The organism is Sorangium sp. So ce834, from assembly GCF_051521425.1.
GTDB classification, from domain to species: domain Bacteria; phylum Myxococcota_A; class Polyangia; order Polyangiales; family Polyangiaceae; genus Sorangium; species Sorangium cellulosum_D.
Genome location: NZ_CP150351.1, coordinates 1,582,701 through 1,600,243 on the forward strand (window position 1 = coordinate 1,582,701; position 17,543 = coordinate 1,600,243).

The 17,543-nt window shown below is 72.0% G+C and carries 14 protein-coding genes; 10 read left to right on the forward strand and 4 right to left on the reverse strand.

Annotated elements, in window-relative coordinates:
• Window positions 1–37 precede the first annotated feature (37 nt).
• Complete coding sequence (gene ppk1 / locus WMF20_RS05795; protein WP_437611390.1) at window positions 38–2,416, forward strand: polyphosphate kinase 1; 2,379 nt, start codon at window positions 38–40, stop codon at window positions 2,414–2,416.
• Window positions 2,417–2,518: 102 nt separating this feature from the next.
• On the opposite strand, the gene WMF20_RS05800 is transcribed toward ppk1, so the two are convergent.
• Together WMF20_RS05800 and WMF20_RS05805 are read right to left on the reverse strand one after the other, a co-directional pair.
• The gene (locus tag WMF20_RS05800) at window positions 2,519–3,421 is read right to left on the reverse strand and encodes a hypothetical protein (RefSeq protein WP_437611392.1); all 903 of its coding nucleotides are present in this window, start codon (window positions 3,419–3,421) and stop codon (window positions 2,519–2,521) included.
• Between the two features lie 31 nt (window positions 3,422–3,452).
• The gene (locus tag WMF20_RS05805) at window positions 3,453–3,983 is read right to left on the reverse strand and encodes a hypothetical protein (RefSeq protein WP_437611394.1); all 531 of its coding nucleotides are present in this window, start codon (window positions 3,981–3,983) and stop codon (window positions 3,453–3,455) included.
• Between the two features lie 656 nt (window positions 3,984–4,639).
• On the opposite strand from WMF20_RS05805, the gene rpsL reads away from it, so the two are divergent.
• The 9 genes from rpsL (at window position 4,640) to rpsS (ending at window position 11,571) form a co-directional block, all read left to right on the forward strand.
• The gene (gene rpsL, locus WMF20_RS05810) at window positions 4,640–5,038 is read left to right on the forward strand and encodes a 30S ribosomal protein S12 (protein WP_012233473.1); all 399 of its coding nucleotides are present in this window, start codon (window positions 4,640–4,642) and stop codon (window positions 5,036–5,038) included.
• A 29-nt stretch (window positions 5,039–5,067) separates the two neighbouring features.
• Window positions 5,068–5,538, forward strand: a complete 471-nt coding sequence (gene rpsG, locus WMF20_RS05815) for a 30S ribosomal protein S7 (protein ID WP_012233474.1) — start codon at window positions 5,068–5,070, stop codon at window positions 5,536–5,538.
• Window positions 5,539–5,856: 318 nt separating this feature from the next.
• On the forward strand, window positions 5,857–7,971 hold the full coding sequence (gene fusA / locus WMF20_RS05820) for an elongation factor G (protein WP_129573398.1): 2,115 nt from the start codon (window positions 5,857–5,859) through the stop codon (window positions 7,969–7,971).
• A 9-nt stretch (window positions 7,972–7,980) separates the two neighbouring features.
• Window positions 7,981–9,171, forward strand: a complete 1,191-nt coding sequence (gene tuf / locus WMF20_RS05825) for an elongation factor Tu (protein ID WP_129344884.1) — start codon at window positions 7,981–7,983, stop codon at window positions 9,169–9,171.
• Window positions 9,172–9,181: 10 nt separating this feature from the next.
• A complete protein-coding gene (gene rpsJ, locus WMF20_RS05830; protein ID WP_012233476.1) occupies window positions 9,182–9,493 on the forward strand; it encodes a 30S ribosomal protein S10 in 312 nt (103 codons plus the stop codon).
• A 13-nt stretch (window positions 9,494–9,506) separates the two neighbouring features.
• Window positions 9,507–10,130 carry a 50S ribosomal protein L4 gene (rplD, locus tag WMF20_RS05835; protein ID WP_061621681.1) on the forward strand — a complete coding sequence of 208 codons (624 nt, stop codon included), beginning with the start codon at window positions 9,507–9,509 and terminating at the stop codon, window positions 10,128–10,130.
• 15 nt (window positions 10,131–10,145) lie between these two features.
• Window positions 10,146–10,442, forward strand: coding sequence for a 50S ribosomal protein L23 (locus tag WMF20_RS05840; protein WP_020733177.1), 297 nt, complete (start codon window positions 10,146–10,148; stop codon window positions 10,440–10,442).
• Between the two features lie 2 nt (window positions 10,443–10,444).
• A complete protein-coding gene (rplB, locus tag WMF20_RS05845; protein ID WP_129573399.1) occupies window positions 10,445–11,275 on the forward strand; it encodes a 50S ribosomal protein L2 in 831 nt (276 codons plus the stop codon).
• 2 nt (window positions 11,276–11,277) lie between these two features.
• Window positions 11,278–11,571, forward strand: coding sequence for a 30S ribosomal protein S19 (rpsS, locus tag WMF20_RS05850; protein ID WP_129573400.1), 294 nt, complete (start codon window positions 11,278–11,280; stop codon window positions 11,569–11,571).
• Window positions 11,572–11,779: 208 nt separating this feature from the next.
• Here the strand turns inward: rpsS and WMF20_RS05855 are convergent, their stop codons facing one another.
• Both WMF20_RS05855 and WMF20_RS05860 read right to left on the reverse strand, forming a co-directional pair.
• Window positions 11,780–12,823 (reverse strand): tetratricopeptide repeat protein, encoded by a 1,044-nt coding sequence (locus WMF20_RS05855; protein ID WP_437611398.1) that lies wholly within the window; start codon window positions 12,821–12,823, stop codon window positions 11,780–11,782.
• 5 nt (window positions 12,824–12,828) lie between these two features.
• Window positions 12,829–17,091, reverse strand: a complete 4,263-nt coding sequence (locus WMF20_RS05860) for a protein kinase domain-containing protein (protein WP_437611400.1) — start codon at window positions 17,089–17,091, stop codon at window positions 12,829–12,831.
• Window positions 17,092–17,543: the final 452 nt, after the last annotated feature.

The following is a 17,543-nucleotide window of genomic DNA, read 5'->3' on the forward strand; positions in this document are numbered from 1 at the left end:
ACCCTACCAGACCTGGGCTAAATTCGGAGCTTCGACCATGATTGACCTGCCCTCTTCCACCGACACCACCTTCGCCTCCGGCCCAGGCGGCGACTCGGACACCGCTCAGGCCGACCGGCCCGGCGCGGGCTCCGGCGACTCGGCCGGCGCGAGGAATGGAACGAGCGCCGCCCCGGCGAGCGGCCCGGTGTCGATCCCCGCCCCGTCGGGCCCCGCCGCGTCGGGGCCGATCCCGATCGAAGGGGACCCGAATCACTACTTGAACCGGGAGCTCTCGTGGCTCGAGTTCAACGCGCGGGTGCTGGCGGAGGCGAGATCGCACGAGGTGCCGCTGTTCGAGCGCCTCAAGTTCCTGAGCATCTTCTTCTCCAACCTCGACGAGTTCTTCATGGTGCGCGTCGCCGGCCTCCAGGCGCAGACGCAGCGCACGATCGCGGAGGTCCCGCCGGACGGGCTCACGCCGCACGAGCAGCTCGTGGCGATCGGCGCGCGGGTCCACGCGCTCGTCGACGACGCCTACCAGCTGTGGAACTCGGACCTGATCCCGGCGCTCCAGCGCGCCGGCATCGTGATCGTCAAGCCGGACGAGCTCGGCCCGACCGAGCTCAGCGCGCTCGACGATCGGTTCCGCACCGACATCTTCCCGATCCTCACGCCGATCGCGATCGACCCGGGGCACCCGTTCCCGCACCTGCGCAACAAGATGATCAACCTCGGGATCATGTTCTCCCGGGAGCACGAGGCGCAGGAGCCGGGCTTCGCCGTCATCCAGGTGCCGCCGATGCTGAGCCGGCTGATGAAGGTCCGCGTGGAGGGCGCGACGCGCGCCTTCGTCCTGCTCGAGGACGTCATCGCCCGCCACGTGAAGGATTTCTTCCCCTCCGGCAGGCTGCGGGGCACGTACCCCTTCCGCGTCACCCGGAACTGGGACCTCGAGATCGACGAGGAGGAGGGCGAGGACCTCCTCGAGACGATCCAGGCCGAGCTCCGCCGGCGCGACCGCGGCAACGCCGTGCGCCTGGAGATCGGCATCGGCGAGGGCGCCGGCACCTCGGTCCAGCGGCTCTGCCGCGCCCTCAAGGTCGACGCGTCGCTCGCGGTCTACCGGGTGCCTGGGCCGCTCCACATCGCCGATCTCATGGGCATCGTCGCGGAAGACGAGCGCCGCGAGTACCGCGACGAGCCGTTCTCGCCGCAGGTCCCGCCGCTCTTCCGCGACGTCGAGGACGTCTTCGCCGTCATCCGGGAGCAGGACGTGCTCCTGCACCACCCGTACGAGTCGTTCGATCCGATCGCCGAGTTCGTCTCCCGCGCGGCGGACGATCCGAACGTCCTCGCGATCAAGCAGACGCTCTACCGGACCGGCGGCGACTCGCCGATCTTGAAGGCGCTCGCGCGCGCGGCCGAGAGCGGCAAGCAGGTGACGGCCATCGTCGAGCTGAAGGCGCGCTTCGACGAGGCGAGCAACATCCAGTGGGCGAGGACGCTCGAGCAGAGCGGCGTGCAGGTGATCTACGGCCTGCTCGGGCTGAAGACGCACGCGAAGGCGCTGCTCGTCGTGCGGCGCGAGAAGGACAAGCTGCGCCGCTACGTGCACCTGTCGACGGGCAACTACAACCCGCAGACCGCGCGGCTCTACACCGACATCGGCCTGTTCACCGCGAACCGGGAGATCGGCGAGGACATGACCTCGCTCTTCAACCTGCTCACCGGCTACAGCGCGCCGCCCAAGTGGAACCGCCTCATCGTGGCGCCGCTCGGCCTGCACGAGGCGGTGCTGGGCCTCATCGCGCGCGAGGCGGCGCACGCGCGGGCCGGGCGCAAGGCGGAGATCGTGGCGCAGATGAACGCGCTCGTGGACGTCGACGTCATCGACGCGCTCTACGCGGCGTCGCAGGCCGGGGTCGACATCAAGCTCGCGGTGCGCGGCATCTGCTGCCTCCGGCCGGGGATCCCGGGGCTCTCGGAGCGGATCCAGGTGCGCGCGATCATCGATCGGTTCCTCGAGCACAAGCGGCTGTTCCGGTTCGCGAACGGCGGCAACGAGGAGGTCTACATGTCGAGCGCCGACTGGATGCCGCGCAACTTCCACCGCCGGGTCGAGCTGATGGTCCCGATCATCGAGCCGGCCATCCGCTCGCGCGTCGACGACATGCTGAACACCGTGACCTCGGACACGGCGAAGACCTGGGAGCTCGCGAGCGACGGCAGCTACCACAAGCTCCAGGTGCCGAGCGGCGCCCCGCAGCTGCGGTCGCAGCAGCGCTTCATCGAGCTCGCGCGCGAGCGGGTGAAGCTCAGCGATCCGCTGGCGCGCGGCGGCGGCCGCTTCCACATCCTCCGCATGCCCGCGAGCGCGCCGGACGGCGAGTCGCGGCACCGCAAGGGCGGAAAGAAGAAGAAGGGCCTATCCTGAGCGACGGCGCGCCCCGGCGGCCTCGCGCGGGCCGGGGGCGGGCGAGGGGAGCGCCGTCGGAACCGCGGTGCGCGGGGCCGGGGGCGGGCGAGGGGAGCGCCGTCAGAACCGCGTCCGCAGCGCGGCGGACCCGGGGCCGAACGAGAGCGTCGTCTGGGCGGGCTCCTCGGGCGCCTCCGCGGTGGCCGGCACCTTCTTGCCGCCGATGATCCAGAGCGGGATGCCCACGGCGAGCATGATGCCGCCTCCGATCGAGACGAGCGCGCCGGCGACCTGGCGGGGGCCGTCGGTGCGCGTGTCGCAGATGCCCGTGCCGCCGCCGAAATCGCAATAGATCTCGTAGCGCTCGCTCGCCGAGGCGAGCAGGCCGGTGCCGGCGAAGAACGCGATCGTGCCGCCGGCGGTGAGCGCGATGCCGCCCAGCATCAAGCCTGGGCTGTTTCGGCGCAGCGGGACCGGCGGCGGTGCAGGCGGGATCGCCTCTGCGTGCGACGGGTAGCCCGGCGGGAGCGGCGGGTAGGCGCCGCCGTAGGGCGCGTAGCCGCCCTGGTAGCCGGGCGGCGGGTAGCCAGGCGATGCTCCCGGCGGGGGCGGAGGGGCCTGCTGCGGCGGCGCGGGGTACGGCGGCGCGGGGTACGGCGCCGCTGGCGAGGGCGGCGCGGCGCCGGGCGGCGCGATGGGCGCGGGCGCCGCAGCGTCCGTCGCCGCGGGGGGAGCGCTGCCGGGCTGCGGCGCAGCGGGCGGCGCAGCGGCCGGCGGCGCAGCGCCCGGCTGTGCCGTGACCGGCGGCACGGCGGCCGCGCCGGGCTGACGTGGAGCGGCCCATGGCTGGGCCGGCGGCGCCGCGGGAGGCTGCCGTTGCGGCGCAGGTTGCGCGAGCGCGGTCGTCGCGACGAGGAGGCCGGACAGCGCGACGGCGAGCGGCAGGGCGAGCGTCCGACCGCACGGGAGCGGCGAGGGGCGCGACGTGCGGGCGGCGTCGGGCGAGGCATTCAAGCGAAGCATCTCGGGCGTCCTTTCATCGCAGCGGTTTCGGTCATTCGTAGGGCGCGTCGGCGGGCCTTGGCGCTGGGTCCGGCGGGGGCGCGGCGCCGGCCGGCGGCGCGGTTCCGGCCTGCGGCGTGGCTCCAGCCGGCGGCGTCGCGCTCGTTGCCTGCGTTGCCGAGGCCTGCGGCGTCGCTCCGGCCGGCACGGCGGCTGGCTTCGCCGCGCTCGCGCGCTTCTTCGGCGGCGCTGCGGCTGCGGACGCGGCGCCCGCCGCTGCCCCCTGCGGGCCGGCGCTGGTCGCAGCGCGCTGCGAGGCCGCAGCGCTCGCCGGCGCCGCTGCGGTCGCTTCGGCCGTGACGATGGTCGGCGGCGATGAGTCGACGGGAGGTGGCGCCGGCGGCTCGCTCGCCTCCGCGGGCGCCGCAGGAGGCGCGCTGGAGGGCTCCGGCGCGGCGCGCTCCTGCGGCGGGTGAGCGGCGCTCGCGGGCTCCGCCCTGGCGCGCTCCGGCGCGCGGGGCGACTGCGCGGCGAACACGATCACCGCGGCGAGCGCCACGATGCCCAGGAAGACGAGGAGCACGCGATCTCTCCCCGCCTTCGAGCGCGCCCCGCCGCCGCGGGCTCGCGCGGGCTCCGCGCCCTTCGCAGCGGCGCCGCGGGCTCGCGCGGGCTCCGCGCCCTTCGCGGCGGCGGCGCCTCGCGCTCGCGCGGGCTCCGCGCCCTTCGCGGCGGCGGCGCCGCGCGCTCGCCCGCTGAGCGCGTCGTCTCCCTGGCGGCCCGTCGCGGGCTCGACCCGTGCTCGATCCGCCGCATCGTCGACCGGGTCGCTGCGCGACGGCGGCCCCGCGATCCTCGCGTCCACGCGGGACGCAGCCCCTGATGCGGCGCCGTTCTGCGGCGCCTTCCGCCGGCTTTCTTTACGCTGAGCGCGTGAAGGCTTCTTCGCCACGCAGCGACCGTACCGAACAGCAGCCGGGCCGCCAAGAGCCGCCGGCGCGCGCCGGCGTCCGCTTCGTGCCGCGCGCGAGCGCCCTGCGCAGCGCTCTCCCGAGCGGCGCGATCGCGCGCCGGTCAACCGCTCCAGGGCGCGCCCGAGCACCGCGCCCATCGCCGAAGATGCCGCCGAAGATCAGCGCGCGGATGCATCCAGCAGGAACGGGCGTCGTACCGCTTGACACGGTTCGGCTCCTGGGTATCCTGCGCGTCCCCATCCCTCAGGTGGAAATCCGCGTCTCTATGCCGACCATCAGCCAGCTCATCCGCCAAGGCCGCGAGGCCGCCCGCTACAAGACGGCCTCTCCTGCGCTCAAGTCCTGCCCGCAGCGCCGAGGCGTGTGCGTACGTGTCTATACCACGACGCCGAAGAAGCCCAACTCGGCGCTCCGCAAGGTCTGCCGTGTCAGGCTGAGCAACCAGATGGAAGTGACGAGCTACATCCCGGGCGAAGGCCACAACCTGCAGGAGCACTCGGTCGTCCTCATCCGTGGCGGCCGCGTGAAGGACCTGCCGGGCGTGCGCTACCACGTCGTCCGCGGCACGCTCGACGCGTCCGGCGCCGCCGGGCCGAGCTCCACCAACAAAGCCACCCGCAACCGCAAGCGCTCGAAGTACGGCGTGAAGCGCCCGAAGGCCTGACCGGGCGATAGCCGAGCAGAGGAACGAAGATGCCCCGTCGTCGCGAAGTCCCGAAGCGGAAGATCATCCCGGACCCGAAGTACAAGGACAAGCTCGTCGCCAAGTTCACGAACTCCCTGATGCAGTCGGGCAAGAAGGCGACCGCCGAGGGGATCCTCTACGGCGCCTTCGACATCGTGCGCGACCGCTTCAAGGAGGAGCCGATCGACGTCTTCCGGAAGGCGCTCGACAACGTGAAGCCGAAGCTCGAGGTGAAGAGCCGGCGCGTCGGCGGCGCGACCTACCAGGTCCCCGTCGAGGTCCGCCCGGAGCGGCGCGTCGCGCTGGCGATGCGGTGGCTCGTGACCTACTCCCGCGGCCGCGGCGAGAAGACGATGCGCGAGCGGCTCGCCGCCGAGCTCGTCGACGCGGCGCAGAACCGCGGCAACGCGGTCAAGAAGCGGGACGACACGCACAAGATGGCGGAGGCCAACAAGGCGTTCGCCCACTACCGGTGGTAGGTGAGCGAGGCGGCCAGCGCGGATCCCGGATCTGCGCTGGTTCGTTCATTTGACGGTTCGTCACGTCGCATTCCCAGGCGAGGAGACGCGTAGAGCGAGATGGCACAGTCGACATAAGGATCGGGTTACAGAGCCGGTCTTCTCGAGGGAGCGCGACAGCGCTCGCCGCCCGGAGACCTAGAAAAGCTGCTGCTGTACCCCGACACCCTCTCCAGGTTCAAGTGCCCGCCACAACGGAGGCGGGACGGGCTGGAGAGGGTGTTTTGCATCCTGAGTCCGGAACCCTCACCCCACGCATCACACGACGGAGAAGGAAAAGTGGCACGCGAGTACAGCCTGGAACGGACGCGCAACATCGGGATCATGGCCCACATCGACGCGGGCAAGACGACGGTGACCGAGCGCATCCTTTATTACTCGGGTGTCAACTACAAGATCGGCGAGGTCCACGAGGGCGCCGCGACGATGGACTGGATGGTCCAGGAGCAGGAGCGCGGCATCACCATCACGTCCGCCGCGACGAACTGCTTCTGGTCGCCGGAGCAGGGGCCCCAGAAGGGCGTCTCTCACCGGATCAACATCATCGACACCCCCGGTCACGTCGACTTCACGATCGAGGTCGAGCGCAGCCTCCGCGTGCTCGACGGCGCGGTCGCGGTGTTCGACGGCGGCAACGGCGTCGAGCCGCAGAGCGAGACGGTCTGGCGGCAGGCGGACAAGTACGGCGTCCCGCGCATCGCGTTCATCAACAAGATGGACAAGGTCGGCGCCGACTTCGAGATGTGCGTCGACTCGATCCGCGAGCGCCTCGGCGCGAACCCCGTGGCGATCCACTACCCGCTCGGCGCGGAGGACTCGTTCCGCGGCGTCATCGACCTCGTGACCCTCCGGGCCGCCGTCTTCGACGAGGAGACGAAGGGCCAGCGCTACGAGTGGCAGGAGATCCCCGCCGACCTCTTGCCGCGGTGCAAGGAGCTCCGGGAGAGGCTCATCGAGGCGTGCGCCGACGCGAGCGACAAGGTGATGGAGAAGTTCATCGCCGGCGACATCGACCAGATCACCGAGGAGGAGATCCACGGCGCGCTCCGCGCGGGCACCCTCAGCTTCAAGTTCGTCCCGGTCCTGTGCGGCTCGGCGTTCAAGAACAAGGGGGTTCAGCTGCTGCTCGACAGCGTGGTGAACTACCTGCCGTCGCCGGTCGACATCCCGGCCGTCGAGGGGACGCTGCCCGACAAGAAGGACAAGGTCGTCGCGCGCAAGGCGAGCGACGACGAGCCGTTCGCGGCCCTGGCGTTCAAGATCATGAACGACCAGTTCGGCAACCTCACCTTCTTCCGCGTCTACTCCGGCACGACGAAGAGCGGCGTCAGCGTGCTCAACTCGACCCGCGGCAAGCGGGAGCGGTTCGGGCGCATCCTCCGGATGCACGCGAACAAGCGCGAGGAGATCGACGTCTGCTACGCGGGCAACATCTACGCCGCCGTCGGCCTCCGCGACACCCGCACCGGGGACACGCTCTGCGACGAGAAGCACCCGATCGTGCTGGAGCGGATGGAGTTCCCCGACCCGGTGATCTCGATCGCCATCGAGCCGAAGACCAAGGTCGATCTCGACAAGCTCGGGCTCAGCCTGCAGAAGCTCGCTTATGAAGATCCCTCGTTCCGCACTTACACGAACGAGGACACGGGGCAGACGATCATCGCCGGGATGGGCGAGCTCCACCTCGAGATCATCGTCGACCGCCTGAAGCGCGAGTTCAAGGTCGACGCCAACGTCGGCAAGCCCGAGGTCGCCTACCGCGAGACCATCTCGAAGAAGGCGACGGACGTCGAGGGGCGCTTCGTCCGGCAGTCGGGCGGGCACGGCCAGTTCGGCCACGTGCGGATCGACATCGAGCCGGCCGAGCGCGGCGCGGGCTTCGTGTTCGAGAACGACATCGTCGGCGGCATCATCCCGAAGGAGTTCATCCCCTCGATCGAGAAGGGAATCCGGGACGCGATGGGCCGCGGCGTGCTCGCGGGCTACCCGGTCGTCGACATCAAGGTGCGGCTCCACTTCGGCAGCTACCACGAGGTCGACTCCTCGGGGCCCGCGTTCGAGGTCGCCGCGTCGATGGCCTTCCAGGAGGGCGCGAAGCGGGCGGGCCTCGTGCTCCTCGAGCCGATGATGGCCGTCGAGGTCGTCTCTCCCGAGAACTACCTCGGGGACGTCATCGGCGACCTCAACTCGCGACGTGGCCGCATCCTCGATATGGGGCAACGCGCGAACACCCGGGTGATCCGCGCGGAGGTCCCGCTCGCCACCATGTTCGGTTACGCGACCGACGTCCGTTCCAAGACGCAGGGTCGCGCGACTCATTCGATGCAGTTCTCTCATTACGCACCGGTTCCGGCCGCGATCCAGGAAGAGATCGTCGCCAAGCAGCGAGGTTAAGAAGACGCCATGGCCAAGGAGAAATTCACTCGTACGAAGCCGCACGTGAACGTGGGCACCATCGGTCACATCGACCACGGCAAGACCACGCTCACGGCCGCGCTCGTCAAGGTGCAGTCGAAGCGCCAGCTGGCGAAGGCGATCTCGTACGCCGACATCGCGAAGGGCGGGACGGTCCGTGACGAGACCAAGACGGTGACCATCGCGGCGGCGCACGTCGAGTACGAGTCCGAGAAGCGCCACTACGCGCACGTCGACTGCCCCGGGCACGCCGACTACATCAAGAACATGATCACGGGCGCGGCGCAGATGGACGGGGCCATCCTCGTCGTGTCGGCGCTCGACAGCGTGATGCCGCAGACGCGCGAGCACGTGCTGCTCGCCCGGCAGGTCGGCCTGAACCACATCGTCGTGTTCCTGAACAAGTGCGACGCCGTGGACGACCCGGAGATGCTGGACCTGGTCGAGATGGAGGTCCGCGAGCTCCTGTCGAAGTACAAGTTCGACGGCGACAACGCGCCGGTGGTCCGGGGCGCGTCGCTGCCCGCGCTCCAGGGCGACCCGAAGTGGGAGGAGACGATCCAGCAGCTGCTCAACGCGCTGGACAGCTACATCCCCGAGCCGGTGCGCGACATCGACAAGCCGTTCCTGATGGCGGTCGAGGACGTGTTCTCGATCAAGGGCCGCGGCACGGTGGCCACGGGCCGCATCGAGCGCGGCGTGATCAAGGTCGGCGACGAGGTGCAGATCATCGGCTTCAAGGACACGAAGAAGTCGGTCGTGACCGGCGTCGAGATGTTCCGGAAGCTGCTCGACCAGGGGCAGGCGGGCGACAACGTCGGGTGTCTGCTCCGCGGCGTGGAGAAGGAAGAGATCGAGCGCGGCCAGGTGCTGGCGAAGCCCGGGTCGATCACGCCGCACACGAAGTTCACCGGTGAGGTGTACGTCCTCAAGAAGGAGGAGGGCGGGCGCCACACGCCGTTCTTCACCAACTACCGGCCGCAGTTCTACATCCGGACGACGGACGTGACCGGCACGGTGAACCTCCCCGAGGGGGTGAAGATGGTGATGCCGGGCGACAACATCACGATGACGATCGAGCTCATCGCCCCGGTCGCGCTGGAGGAGCAGATGCGCTTCGCCATCCGCGAGGGCGGCAAGACGGTGGGCGCCGGCGTCGTCACCAAGATCCTCGCGTAGGAAGAGCACCATGGCTGATACAACGAAGATCCGGATTCGCCTCAAGGCGTTCGACCACCAGCTGCTCGACAAGTCGACGAGCGATATCGTCGAGACGGCGAAGCGGACCGGCGCCCACGTCGCGGGACCCATCCCGCTGCCCACCGAGATCCGCCGCTACACGGTGCTCCGGGGGCCCCACGTCGACAAGAAGTCGCGCGAGCAGTTCGAGATCCGGACGCACAAGCGGCTTCTCGACATCATCGAGCCGACTCAGCAGACCCTCGACGCGCTGATGAAGCTCGACCTTTCGGCCGGCGTCGACGTCGAGATCAAGAGCTAGGAGTCCAGGTACCATGAAGGTTACCGTCTACAACCTCAAGCGGGAGCAGGTCGGCGAGCTCGACCTCTCGGACGAGGTCTTCGGGACCGAGGTGAAAGAGCACCTCTTCTACGAGGTCGTGAAGGCGCAGCTCGCCTCTCGCCGCTCGGGCACCAAGGCCACCAAGGAGCGGAGCGCGGTCGCCGGCTCCACGAAGAAGCTCTACCGCCAGAAGGGCACCGGCCGCGCTCGCCAGGGTTCGATCCGCGCGCCGCACCACGCGGGCGGCGGCATGGCGCACGCCCTGGAGCCGAAGGACTGGTCGTACCGTCCGCCCCGCAAGGTGCGCATCGGCGCCCTGAAGAGCGCGCTCTCCCTCTTCGCGAAGGAGGGCCGGCTCATCGTGCTCGACAGCCTGGAGGTCCCCGAGGTCAAGACCAAGGCGATCGCGGCCACGCTCACGACGCTGCAGGCGGATAAGAAGTCGCTGGTCGTCGACACGGCCGGGAACGAGAAGCTGGTGAAGAGCCTCCGCAACCTGGAGAACCACCAGTATCTGCCGCCGGAGGGGGTCAACGTCTACGACCTCCTCAGGCACGACCACCTCATCGTCTCGAGGGACGCCGCCAAGGCGCTCGAGGCGCGTTGCCTTCGCTAGTCAGGGGAGTCCGCCATGCAGCCCGAGCAGATTATCCGCCGGCCCATCATCCTCACGGAGAAGTCGAGCCGGCTCCGCGACCAAGGCAACAAGGTCATCTTTGAGGTCCGCCGCGAGGCGAACAAGATCCAGATCAAGGACGCCATCCAGACGCTCTTCAAGGTGGGCGTGGTGGACGTCAACACCATGATCATGCGCGGCAAGGAAAAGCGCATGGGGCGCGGCTATGCGAAGCTGCGCAATTGGAAGAAGGCGATCGTCACCCTCAAAGAGGGCGACGAGATCCAGTTCTTCGACGAGAAGGCGGAATAGCCATGGGAATCAGATCCTTCAAGCCGACCTCGCCGGCGCGGCGCTACTACTCGGTCAGCGACTTCAAGGACATCACGAAGGTCGAGCCCGAGCGGTCGTTGCTCGAGCAGCAGACGTCCACCGGCGGCCGGAACAACAACGGCCGCATCACGTCGCGGTTCCGCGGCGGCGGTCACAAGCAGCGCTACCGGATCATCGATTTCCGGCGCGACAAGATCGGCGTCCCGGCGAAGGTCGCCGCCATCGAGTACGACCCGAACCGGACGGCGCGGATCGCGCTCCTGCACTACGTGGACGGCGAGAAGCGCTACATCCTGGCGCCCGACGGCCTCGCGGTCGGGGCGACGCTGCTCGCGAGCCGGAACGCGGACATCAAGCCGGGCAACAGCCTGACGCTCCGCTTCATCCCGCCCGGCACCTCCATCCACAACGTGGAGGTCAAGAAGGGCAAGGGCGGCCAGCTCGTTCGCTCGGCCGGCGTCGCCGCGCAGCTCATGGCGAAGGACGGCGATTACGCGCAGGTCCGCCTCCCGAGCGGCGAGATCCGCAAGGTGCACCTCGACTGCCGCGCCACGATCGGGCAGGTGTCGAACGCCGAGCACGCGAACATCAGCCTCGGCAAGGCGGGGCGCTCCCGCTGGCTGGGTCGCCGGCCGCACAACCGCGGCGTGACGATGAACCCCGTCGATCATCCGATGGGCGGCGGTGAGGGCCGGACGAGCGGCGGGCGCCACCCGTGCTCGCCGTGGGGTCAGCTCGCCAAGGGCCTCAAGACGCGGAACAACAAGCGCACCGACACGATGATCGTCCGTCGGCGCGGGACCAAGGGTTAGTCATGCCGAGGAGCATTAAGAAGGGGCCCTTCATCGACGGTCACCTGCTGGAGAAGATCCAGGCGGCCCAGGCGACCAACGCCAAGAAGGTGATCAAGACGTGGTCGCGCCGCTCGACGATCCTGCCCGAGTCGGTCGGCCTGACCTTCGCCGTGCACAACGGGAGGAAGTTCGTTCCCGTGTTCGTGACGGAGAACATGGTCGGCCACAAGCTGGGCGAGTTCGCGCCGACGCGTACGTTCCACGGCCACTCCGGGGACAAGAAGGCCAAGGTCGCCAAGGGCGGCGGTCGCTGATCGCTCCGCGGTAGCGCGAGCGATCGACGGCAGGCGGGCGGGGTCGCGGCAGCGATCCCGCCCGTTCGTTTTGTCGCCGGGTGCAGGCGGCTCGCCCTCGTGAAGGCCCGGGGCGGGCGACCGCCAAGGCGACAAGGATGCGAAAGTGCTCAGGAATCTGTGTTCCTGACGCTCCTCGCCTCCAGGCGGCTCACCGAACGCGACGGAGCTAGAACGTGCCGCGCAGGCCGGCGAAGCCGGGGCCGACGAGCAGCTGCGTCGAGGCGGTGCTGCGCTGCGGCTCGCCGGCGCTGCCGCCCGTGAAGCTCAGGACCAGCAGCGTCGTGCTCGCGACGAGCCCGATCGCGCCGACCACGACCCCGACGTTGGCGATCGCCTGCTGGGCCTTGCCCGCATCGACGTCGTCCTTCCGCTCGATGGGGCAGGGGCCCCGGCAGCTCTCGGCGAGATCGCTGTAGGTGCTGTTCGCCATCAAGCCGGCGACCGTGAACACGGCGAGCCCCGCCACGCCCACGCCGCCGGCTGCATAGGCGTAGGGGCGCAGGTACGCCCGCGCCGAGGGCGCCTCCTCGGGCAAGCTCGGTCCCTCGTCGAGGAGCGCCGGACCGCCGTCCGCGGCGCCGGCCTGGCCGGGCTCCTCCGGATCGAGCGTGACGGTCTTCGCTTCGCCCGCCGAGAGATCCAGGGTCTGCGGGATCGAGGTGGTCCTCGTGCGCAGGACGACCTCGGTCTTGCCGGGCTTGACCGGGAACGGCTTGCCCCACCGCTCGCGCGGGACGTCCTTGCCGGCGATCGAGAGGGAGATCGCGGCGTCCGGGTGCGCCACCGCGACCGTCACGAGCGCGATCTTGCGCGCGAGCTCGTCGCGCTCGAGCTGCGCCGTCTGCTCCGTCTGAGCGTAGCGCGGCTCGGTCGCCGCGCGGGCCGCGGCCTCCGCCGCGACCTGCTCGAACTCGAGGTACGCCTCGGTGTGCTCGCCCAGATCCGCGAGGCAGCGCGCGATGTACAGGCGTGAGTTCGGGCTCGCCACCGCGGCGTACGAGGCCCGGAACTGCTCCAGCGCGAGCGCGTAGCGCTTGCTCTCGTAGAGGGCCGCGCCCTTCTTGAAGAGGCTCTGCGCCTTCTCCACCGCGTCCGGCGACGGCGTGGCCGCGGGGGCGTCCGCGCCCGCTGCGGGCGCGGGGAGCGTGCACAGGCAGAGGCAAGAGGCCGCACCGAAGAGCAGCGCACGGAGCCAGGGTCGAGGTCGCACGGTGGTCAGATCCCCGAGGGGTTGTACTTCTTTTTGGTGGTCGATTTGGCCGTCGATGCCGGCTTGGGCGCGGGCTTCGTCGAGGTGGACGTCGGCCGAGGCCGCGCGGTCGAGCCAGGGCGCGCGGTCGACGCGGGGCGCGCGGCCTGGGTCGCCGCGGGCGCCGGCGTCGGCGCCGGGAGCGCCTTGGCCGCCGGGGGCGGCGCGTCGTCAGGAGGCGCGGCGGCAGGCGCCGGCGCGTCGTCGGGAGGCGCGGCGGCAGGCGCCGGGGCCTCTTCGGGAGGCGGCGGCGGCGCTGCCTGCGGAGGCTCCGCGGTCGCGGGCGGCGCGGCCGGCACGGCCTCCGCCGCGCTCGTGGTCGCGCCCGTGGGCGCGGCGGAGGCCGCGGGCTCGGGCGCGGGCAGCGCGTCGACGCGCGCCTTGCCGCTCTCCGAGGTCGCGCGCTCGTCGCCGCTGCGCACGACCAGCGCGACGGCGCCGATCGCCACGCAGAACATCGCCGCGCCGGCCACGATGAGCTGGAGCCGCTTGCGGCGCTGCCCGGTCTCGAACGACCGGTCGACCGCCGTGACCTCACCGACGTCGTTGGCCAGGCTGCGGGAGCCGCCCCTCGTGAAGCGCGCGCCGAGCGCCGCCGCCCTGGAGGCGGGCGGATCCGCCGCCGCGAGCACCTTCGTGGCGGGCATGCCGGCCGCCGGGAGGACCCGCGGCACGGACGAGCCGAGCGGCTTGCCGTCGCGCGAGGAGGGCCGCGGGCTCGACGGCTCGGCCGGCTCGGCGGGCGAGATGTCGGCCTGCAGCGCGGGCGCGATGATGAGCCGCGGCGGGGCCTCGGCGGGCTTCGCCGGCGCGGCGATCTCCTCGAACGAGATCGGCTCCAGGCTGACGGGGCTCTCCTCTTCCTGCGCTGCAGCCGGGGGCGCCGCCGCGGCGCTCGAGGCCGCGCCGGCCGCGGCCGCGCCCTCGCGCGCGCCAGGGCCCGGGTCGGGCGGCGCGGCGTGGAGATCCGGCGAGGCGCCAGAGCGCGGCTCCGAGTTCAGGGCCGACCCGGCGTCGACGGCGGCGATCGCGTCGCGGAGCTCCTGCGCGCGCTTCGACTGGATCTCGCCGATCGCCTGCCGCACGAAGGCCGCCACGTCCTCGTCGGTCGTGGGATCGCCGAGCGTCGACGCCACCTGATCGATCGCCCGCTGCATCTCGGCGCACGTCGAGAAGCGGTTCTCGCGATCCTTCTCGAGCGCCTTGAGGATGATCCGCTCGAGCTCGGGGTGGATCGCGCCGTTCAGCTCGCGCGGGGGGAGCGGGTTCTTGATCGTGATGTTCTCGACGGTCGAGAGCTCGGTCTCGGCGCGGAACGGGTGCAGGCCCGTCGTGAGCACGTACAGCAGCGCGCCGAGCGAGAAGATGTCGCTCCGGCGATCGATGGGGAGCCCGCCGAGCTGCTCGGGCGACAGGTACGGCGTCTTCCCCTTGATGATGCCGCCGGCGCGCGTGACGTGCAGGCGCCCCTTCGACTTCGCCACGCCGAAGTCGACGATCTTCACGAAGCCGGCGGTGGAGATGAGCACGTTCGCCGGCGAGATGTCGCGGTGGACCAGGTCGAGCAGCGCGCCGCTGTCGTCGCGGAGCTCGTGCGCGTTGTGGAGGCCCGCGCAGATCTGGGAGGCGATGCGGAGCACGATCCGCTGCGGGATGCCGCCGAGCCGCTTGGCGGCCTTTTGCAGCGTGCCGGCCGTCTCGCCGTCGACCCACTCCATGACGATGTAGAGGACGTCGTCCTCCTCGCCGAGGTCGAGGATCTCGACCACGTTGGGGTGCCGGATGCGCGCCGCGACCCGCGCCTCGTCGAGGAACATCGACTCGAAGTCGGGGTCGTCGGAGACGTCGGGCAGCATCGTCTTGATCGCGACGATCTTCCGGAAGCCGCGGGTGCCCTGCAGGCGCGCGGCCCAGACGGCCGCCATGCCTCCCTTGGCGACCGGCATGAGGATCTCGTAGCGGCCGAGGGTGCTCCCCGGCCCGAGACGGTCGACGGCCGACGCGGCGCGACCCCACAGCTTCGTCGGGCCCTGGGCGCCCGTCGGCGTGTGGAGCGTCCTGCCGGAGGTCGGCGCCGGCTCGCCGGCGATCGCGATCTCGTGCGCCGCTGCCGCCGCCGGCGCAGCCGCCCCGCCGCCTGGAGGGGCGAACACCGGCGCGGGCGGCGCCCTCAGCGCGGCAGGGATGGCCGGCGAGGTGGACGACGCCGGCGCAGGAGAAGGCGGCGCCTGGAGAGGCGCAGGCGGCGCGGCGGGCGCTGGGGTCGCCGGCGCCGCGGTCGCCGCGGCGGGCGCAGCGGCCGGCGCGGGCGCCGCGGGGGACCGGGGCAGGGCCGGCGCCACGGGCACCGCGGGCACCACCGGCGCGCGCGGTGTGGCCGGCGCCGGCGATGCCGCGGGCGCGCCGGCGGCACGCGGCGCGGGCGGTACGGCGGGCACCACCGGGACGCGAGGCGCGGCAGGAGCTGGCGGCGCGGCGGGCGGCACGGGTACGCGCGGCGTCACCGGGCTCGCCGCGGTCGCAGACCCGGCAGCCGCGGGCGGCGCAACGCCGGCAGCCGCGGGCGCCGCAGGCGGCGACGGCACCCCTCGCGGCGCCGGCGGGCGCGGCGGCCTCGGGAGCGGCGCGGCCGGAACGGGCGTCGGCCGCTTCGGCACCGTGCCCTCGGCCGGCGTCGGCGTTGTCCGCGCCGCAACCAGGCTGTCCCCCGGATCGCCGGGCCGCGGCACGCCCGGCCGCGCAGGCGGCTGCTCCTTCCGCGCGGCCGTCGCCGTCGCCGCCGCGGGGACCTCGGGCCTCGCCACGGCGGCGTCGCGGCTCTCCGTCCTCTCGCTCGAGAGCTCGATCCGCGGCAGCGTCGCCGCAGGGGGCCGCGGCGCGGGCAAGCCGCGGCCGGCGACGTCGTCCGGCGAGCCCCAGTCGACGTCCACGTCCACGTCGGCGTGCGCCGCCGGCCCGGCGCCGTTCGACGCGCCGGCCCCTGCCTTGGCAGCGAGGCCGTTCTTCGGCGCCGCGGCCTCCTTCGGCGCGGTCGCGCCGCCCGACGGGCGGAGCTGGCTCGCGGCGACCGCGGCGCCCGCGACCGCCGGCGGGCCTGGCGTCCCACGCGGGCGCGGAGACGGCGCGGTGATCGCGTGGCGGGGGCCATCGCCGCGCGGGGAGAGCGCGCTCTCGACCACGGGGATCGCCACGCCCACCAGCGTCGCGCCGCGCGCGCGCGGCGGCGGCGACAGCTGCGACCCGACCGCGCCCGCCATCGCCGCCGCGATCATCGTCCTGCGCGGCTCGATCGTCTTGCCGGCCAGCCGGCTCACCGTCGCGGCGACGTCCTCCGCCGCGGCGATCCGCCCCGCGCCCGCGGCCTCCAGCGCCGCGAGCATCGCCGACGCGCTCTCGAAGCGGCGCGCCGGATCGCGCTCGAGCGCGGTCCGGACGACCTCGGCGACCTCGGCCGGGACGGCGCCCGCCGCGAGCGGCGGGATGGGCGCCGTCTGCACCTTCTGGATGACCGCGGACTCCAGCTTCGACGAGAACAGCCGCTGCCGCGCGAGCAGCTCCCAGAGGATCACGCCGACCGAGAAGAGATCGGCGGGCGGATCGAGCGGGGCCGCCGCGTGCGCCGCCATCGCCTTGACCCGCTCCGGCGCGGCATAGGCCAGGCGATCGGGGTTCCTCGTCCCCATGGGCGCGAGCCCGGCGATGGCCCGCGCGACGCCGAGCCCGCTCACCCGCGCGACCCCGTCGATGCCGATGGTGACGTGGGTCGGGTTCAGCTCGCCATGCACGAGCGGCGCCGGCTCGGTCGCATGCGCGGACGCGAGCGCGCGCAGCACGTCGGTCCCGATCCGGAGCGCGACCGGGAGCGGCAGCCCCTCGGCGCCGGCCGCCGAGACGAGCGCGCCGAGCGGCTCGCCCTCCACGTACGCCGAGACGATGAACACCTCGCCGTCGGCGACGCGCGCGTCGACCACCGAGAGCACGTTGGGGAAGCGGACCTGCTGCGCCATCCCGGCCTCGCGGAGGATGCCGTCCGCGGTCTCGGGCTTCTTCGTGAGGTGCCGGTAGATGCGCAGGATCGTGACAGGCGCGGCGCTCGCCGCCTCACCGTCGTCGGACGCCGCCCGCGCGAGCCACGTGGACCCGATCCCGCCGCCGGAGAGCTCTTTCAGCAGCTCATAATTGCCGAGTCGCGAAGCAGAGCCCGCACCGGGCGGCCTGTCGAGCGCCATGGGACTTGCATGCTATCAGGACGTCAGAAGCTGGATCCAGCGTTCATGGCCGCGGACACGGCGAGCTTGGCCGTGTCCGGAGCGCCCTGTCAGGCGCACCTAGAGCGCGGTCCGAGCGGGCGCCTGGCGCCCCTGGCCAGCGCCGCGCGCGCCGCGAAAAGCCTTCAAATCGGCGCGATCTCGGCGGCGCGCCGCTGTCGCGCTCGCGGCTTGACACGCCGGCGACGAGCGCTAAGCCGCGCGACGCGATCGCTCTCGCTGCGAGCGTGGCCGCGGCGCGCCCGCGCTCGCAGCGAGGGGTGAGGGCTCCTCCGCGCGCACACAAGTGCTCGGGTGTGGGGGGCCCGGCGCGGGCCGTCCCGGTCGGCGCCGCGCGCGGCGCGCTGGCGATCGCCCGGCGAGGCGAGCGGTCCGCCGCGCGCGCTCCGCGCGCCAGAGATCCCGCCTGTGAT

Bases quoted from the DNA above. Each gene is read 5' to 3' on its own strand.
- ppk1 (WP_437611390.1), top strand. From the start codon at position 38: ATGATTGACCTGCCCTCTTCCACCGACACCACCTTCGCCTCCGGCCCA.
- WMF20_RS05800 (WP_437611392.1), bottom strand. From the start codon at position 3,421: ATGCTTCGCTTGAATGCCTCGCCCGACGCCGCCCGCACGTCGCGCCCC.
- rpsL (WP_012233473.1), top strand. From the start codon at position 4,640: ATGCCGACCATCAGCCAGCTCATCCGCCAAGGCCGCGAGGCCGCCCGC.
- rpsG (WP_012233474.1), top strand. From the start codon at position 5,068: ATGCCCCGTCGTCGCGAAGTCCCGAAGCGGAAGATCATCCCGGACCCG.
- tuf (WP_129344884.1), top strand. From the start codon at position 7,981: ATGGCCAAGGAGAAATTCACTCGTACGAAGCCGCACGTGAACGTGGGC.
- rpsJ (WP_012233476.1), top strand. From the start codon at position 9,182: ATGGCTGATACAACGAAGATCCGGATTCGCCTCAAGGCGTTCGACCAC.
- rplD (WP_061621681.1), top strand. From the start codon at position 9,507: ATGAAGGTTACCGTCTACAACCTCAAGCGGGAGCAGGTCGGCGAGCTC.
- WMF20_RS05840 (WP_020733177.1), top strand. From the start codon at position 10,146: ATGCAGCCCGAGCAGATTATCCGCCGGCCCATCATCCTCACGGAGAAG.
- rplB (WP_129573399.1), top strand. From the start codon at position 10,445: ATGGGAATCAGATCCTTCAAGCCGACCTCGCCGGCGCGGCGCTACTAC.
- rpsS (WP_129573400.1), top strand. From the start codon at position 11,278: ATGCCGAGGAGCATTAAGAAGGGGCCCTTCATCGACGGTCACCTGCTG.
- WMF20_RS05860 (WP_437611400.1), bottom strand. From the start codon at position 17,091: ATGGCGCTCGACAGGCCGCCCGGTGCGGGCTCTGCTTCGCGACTCGGC.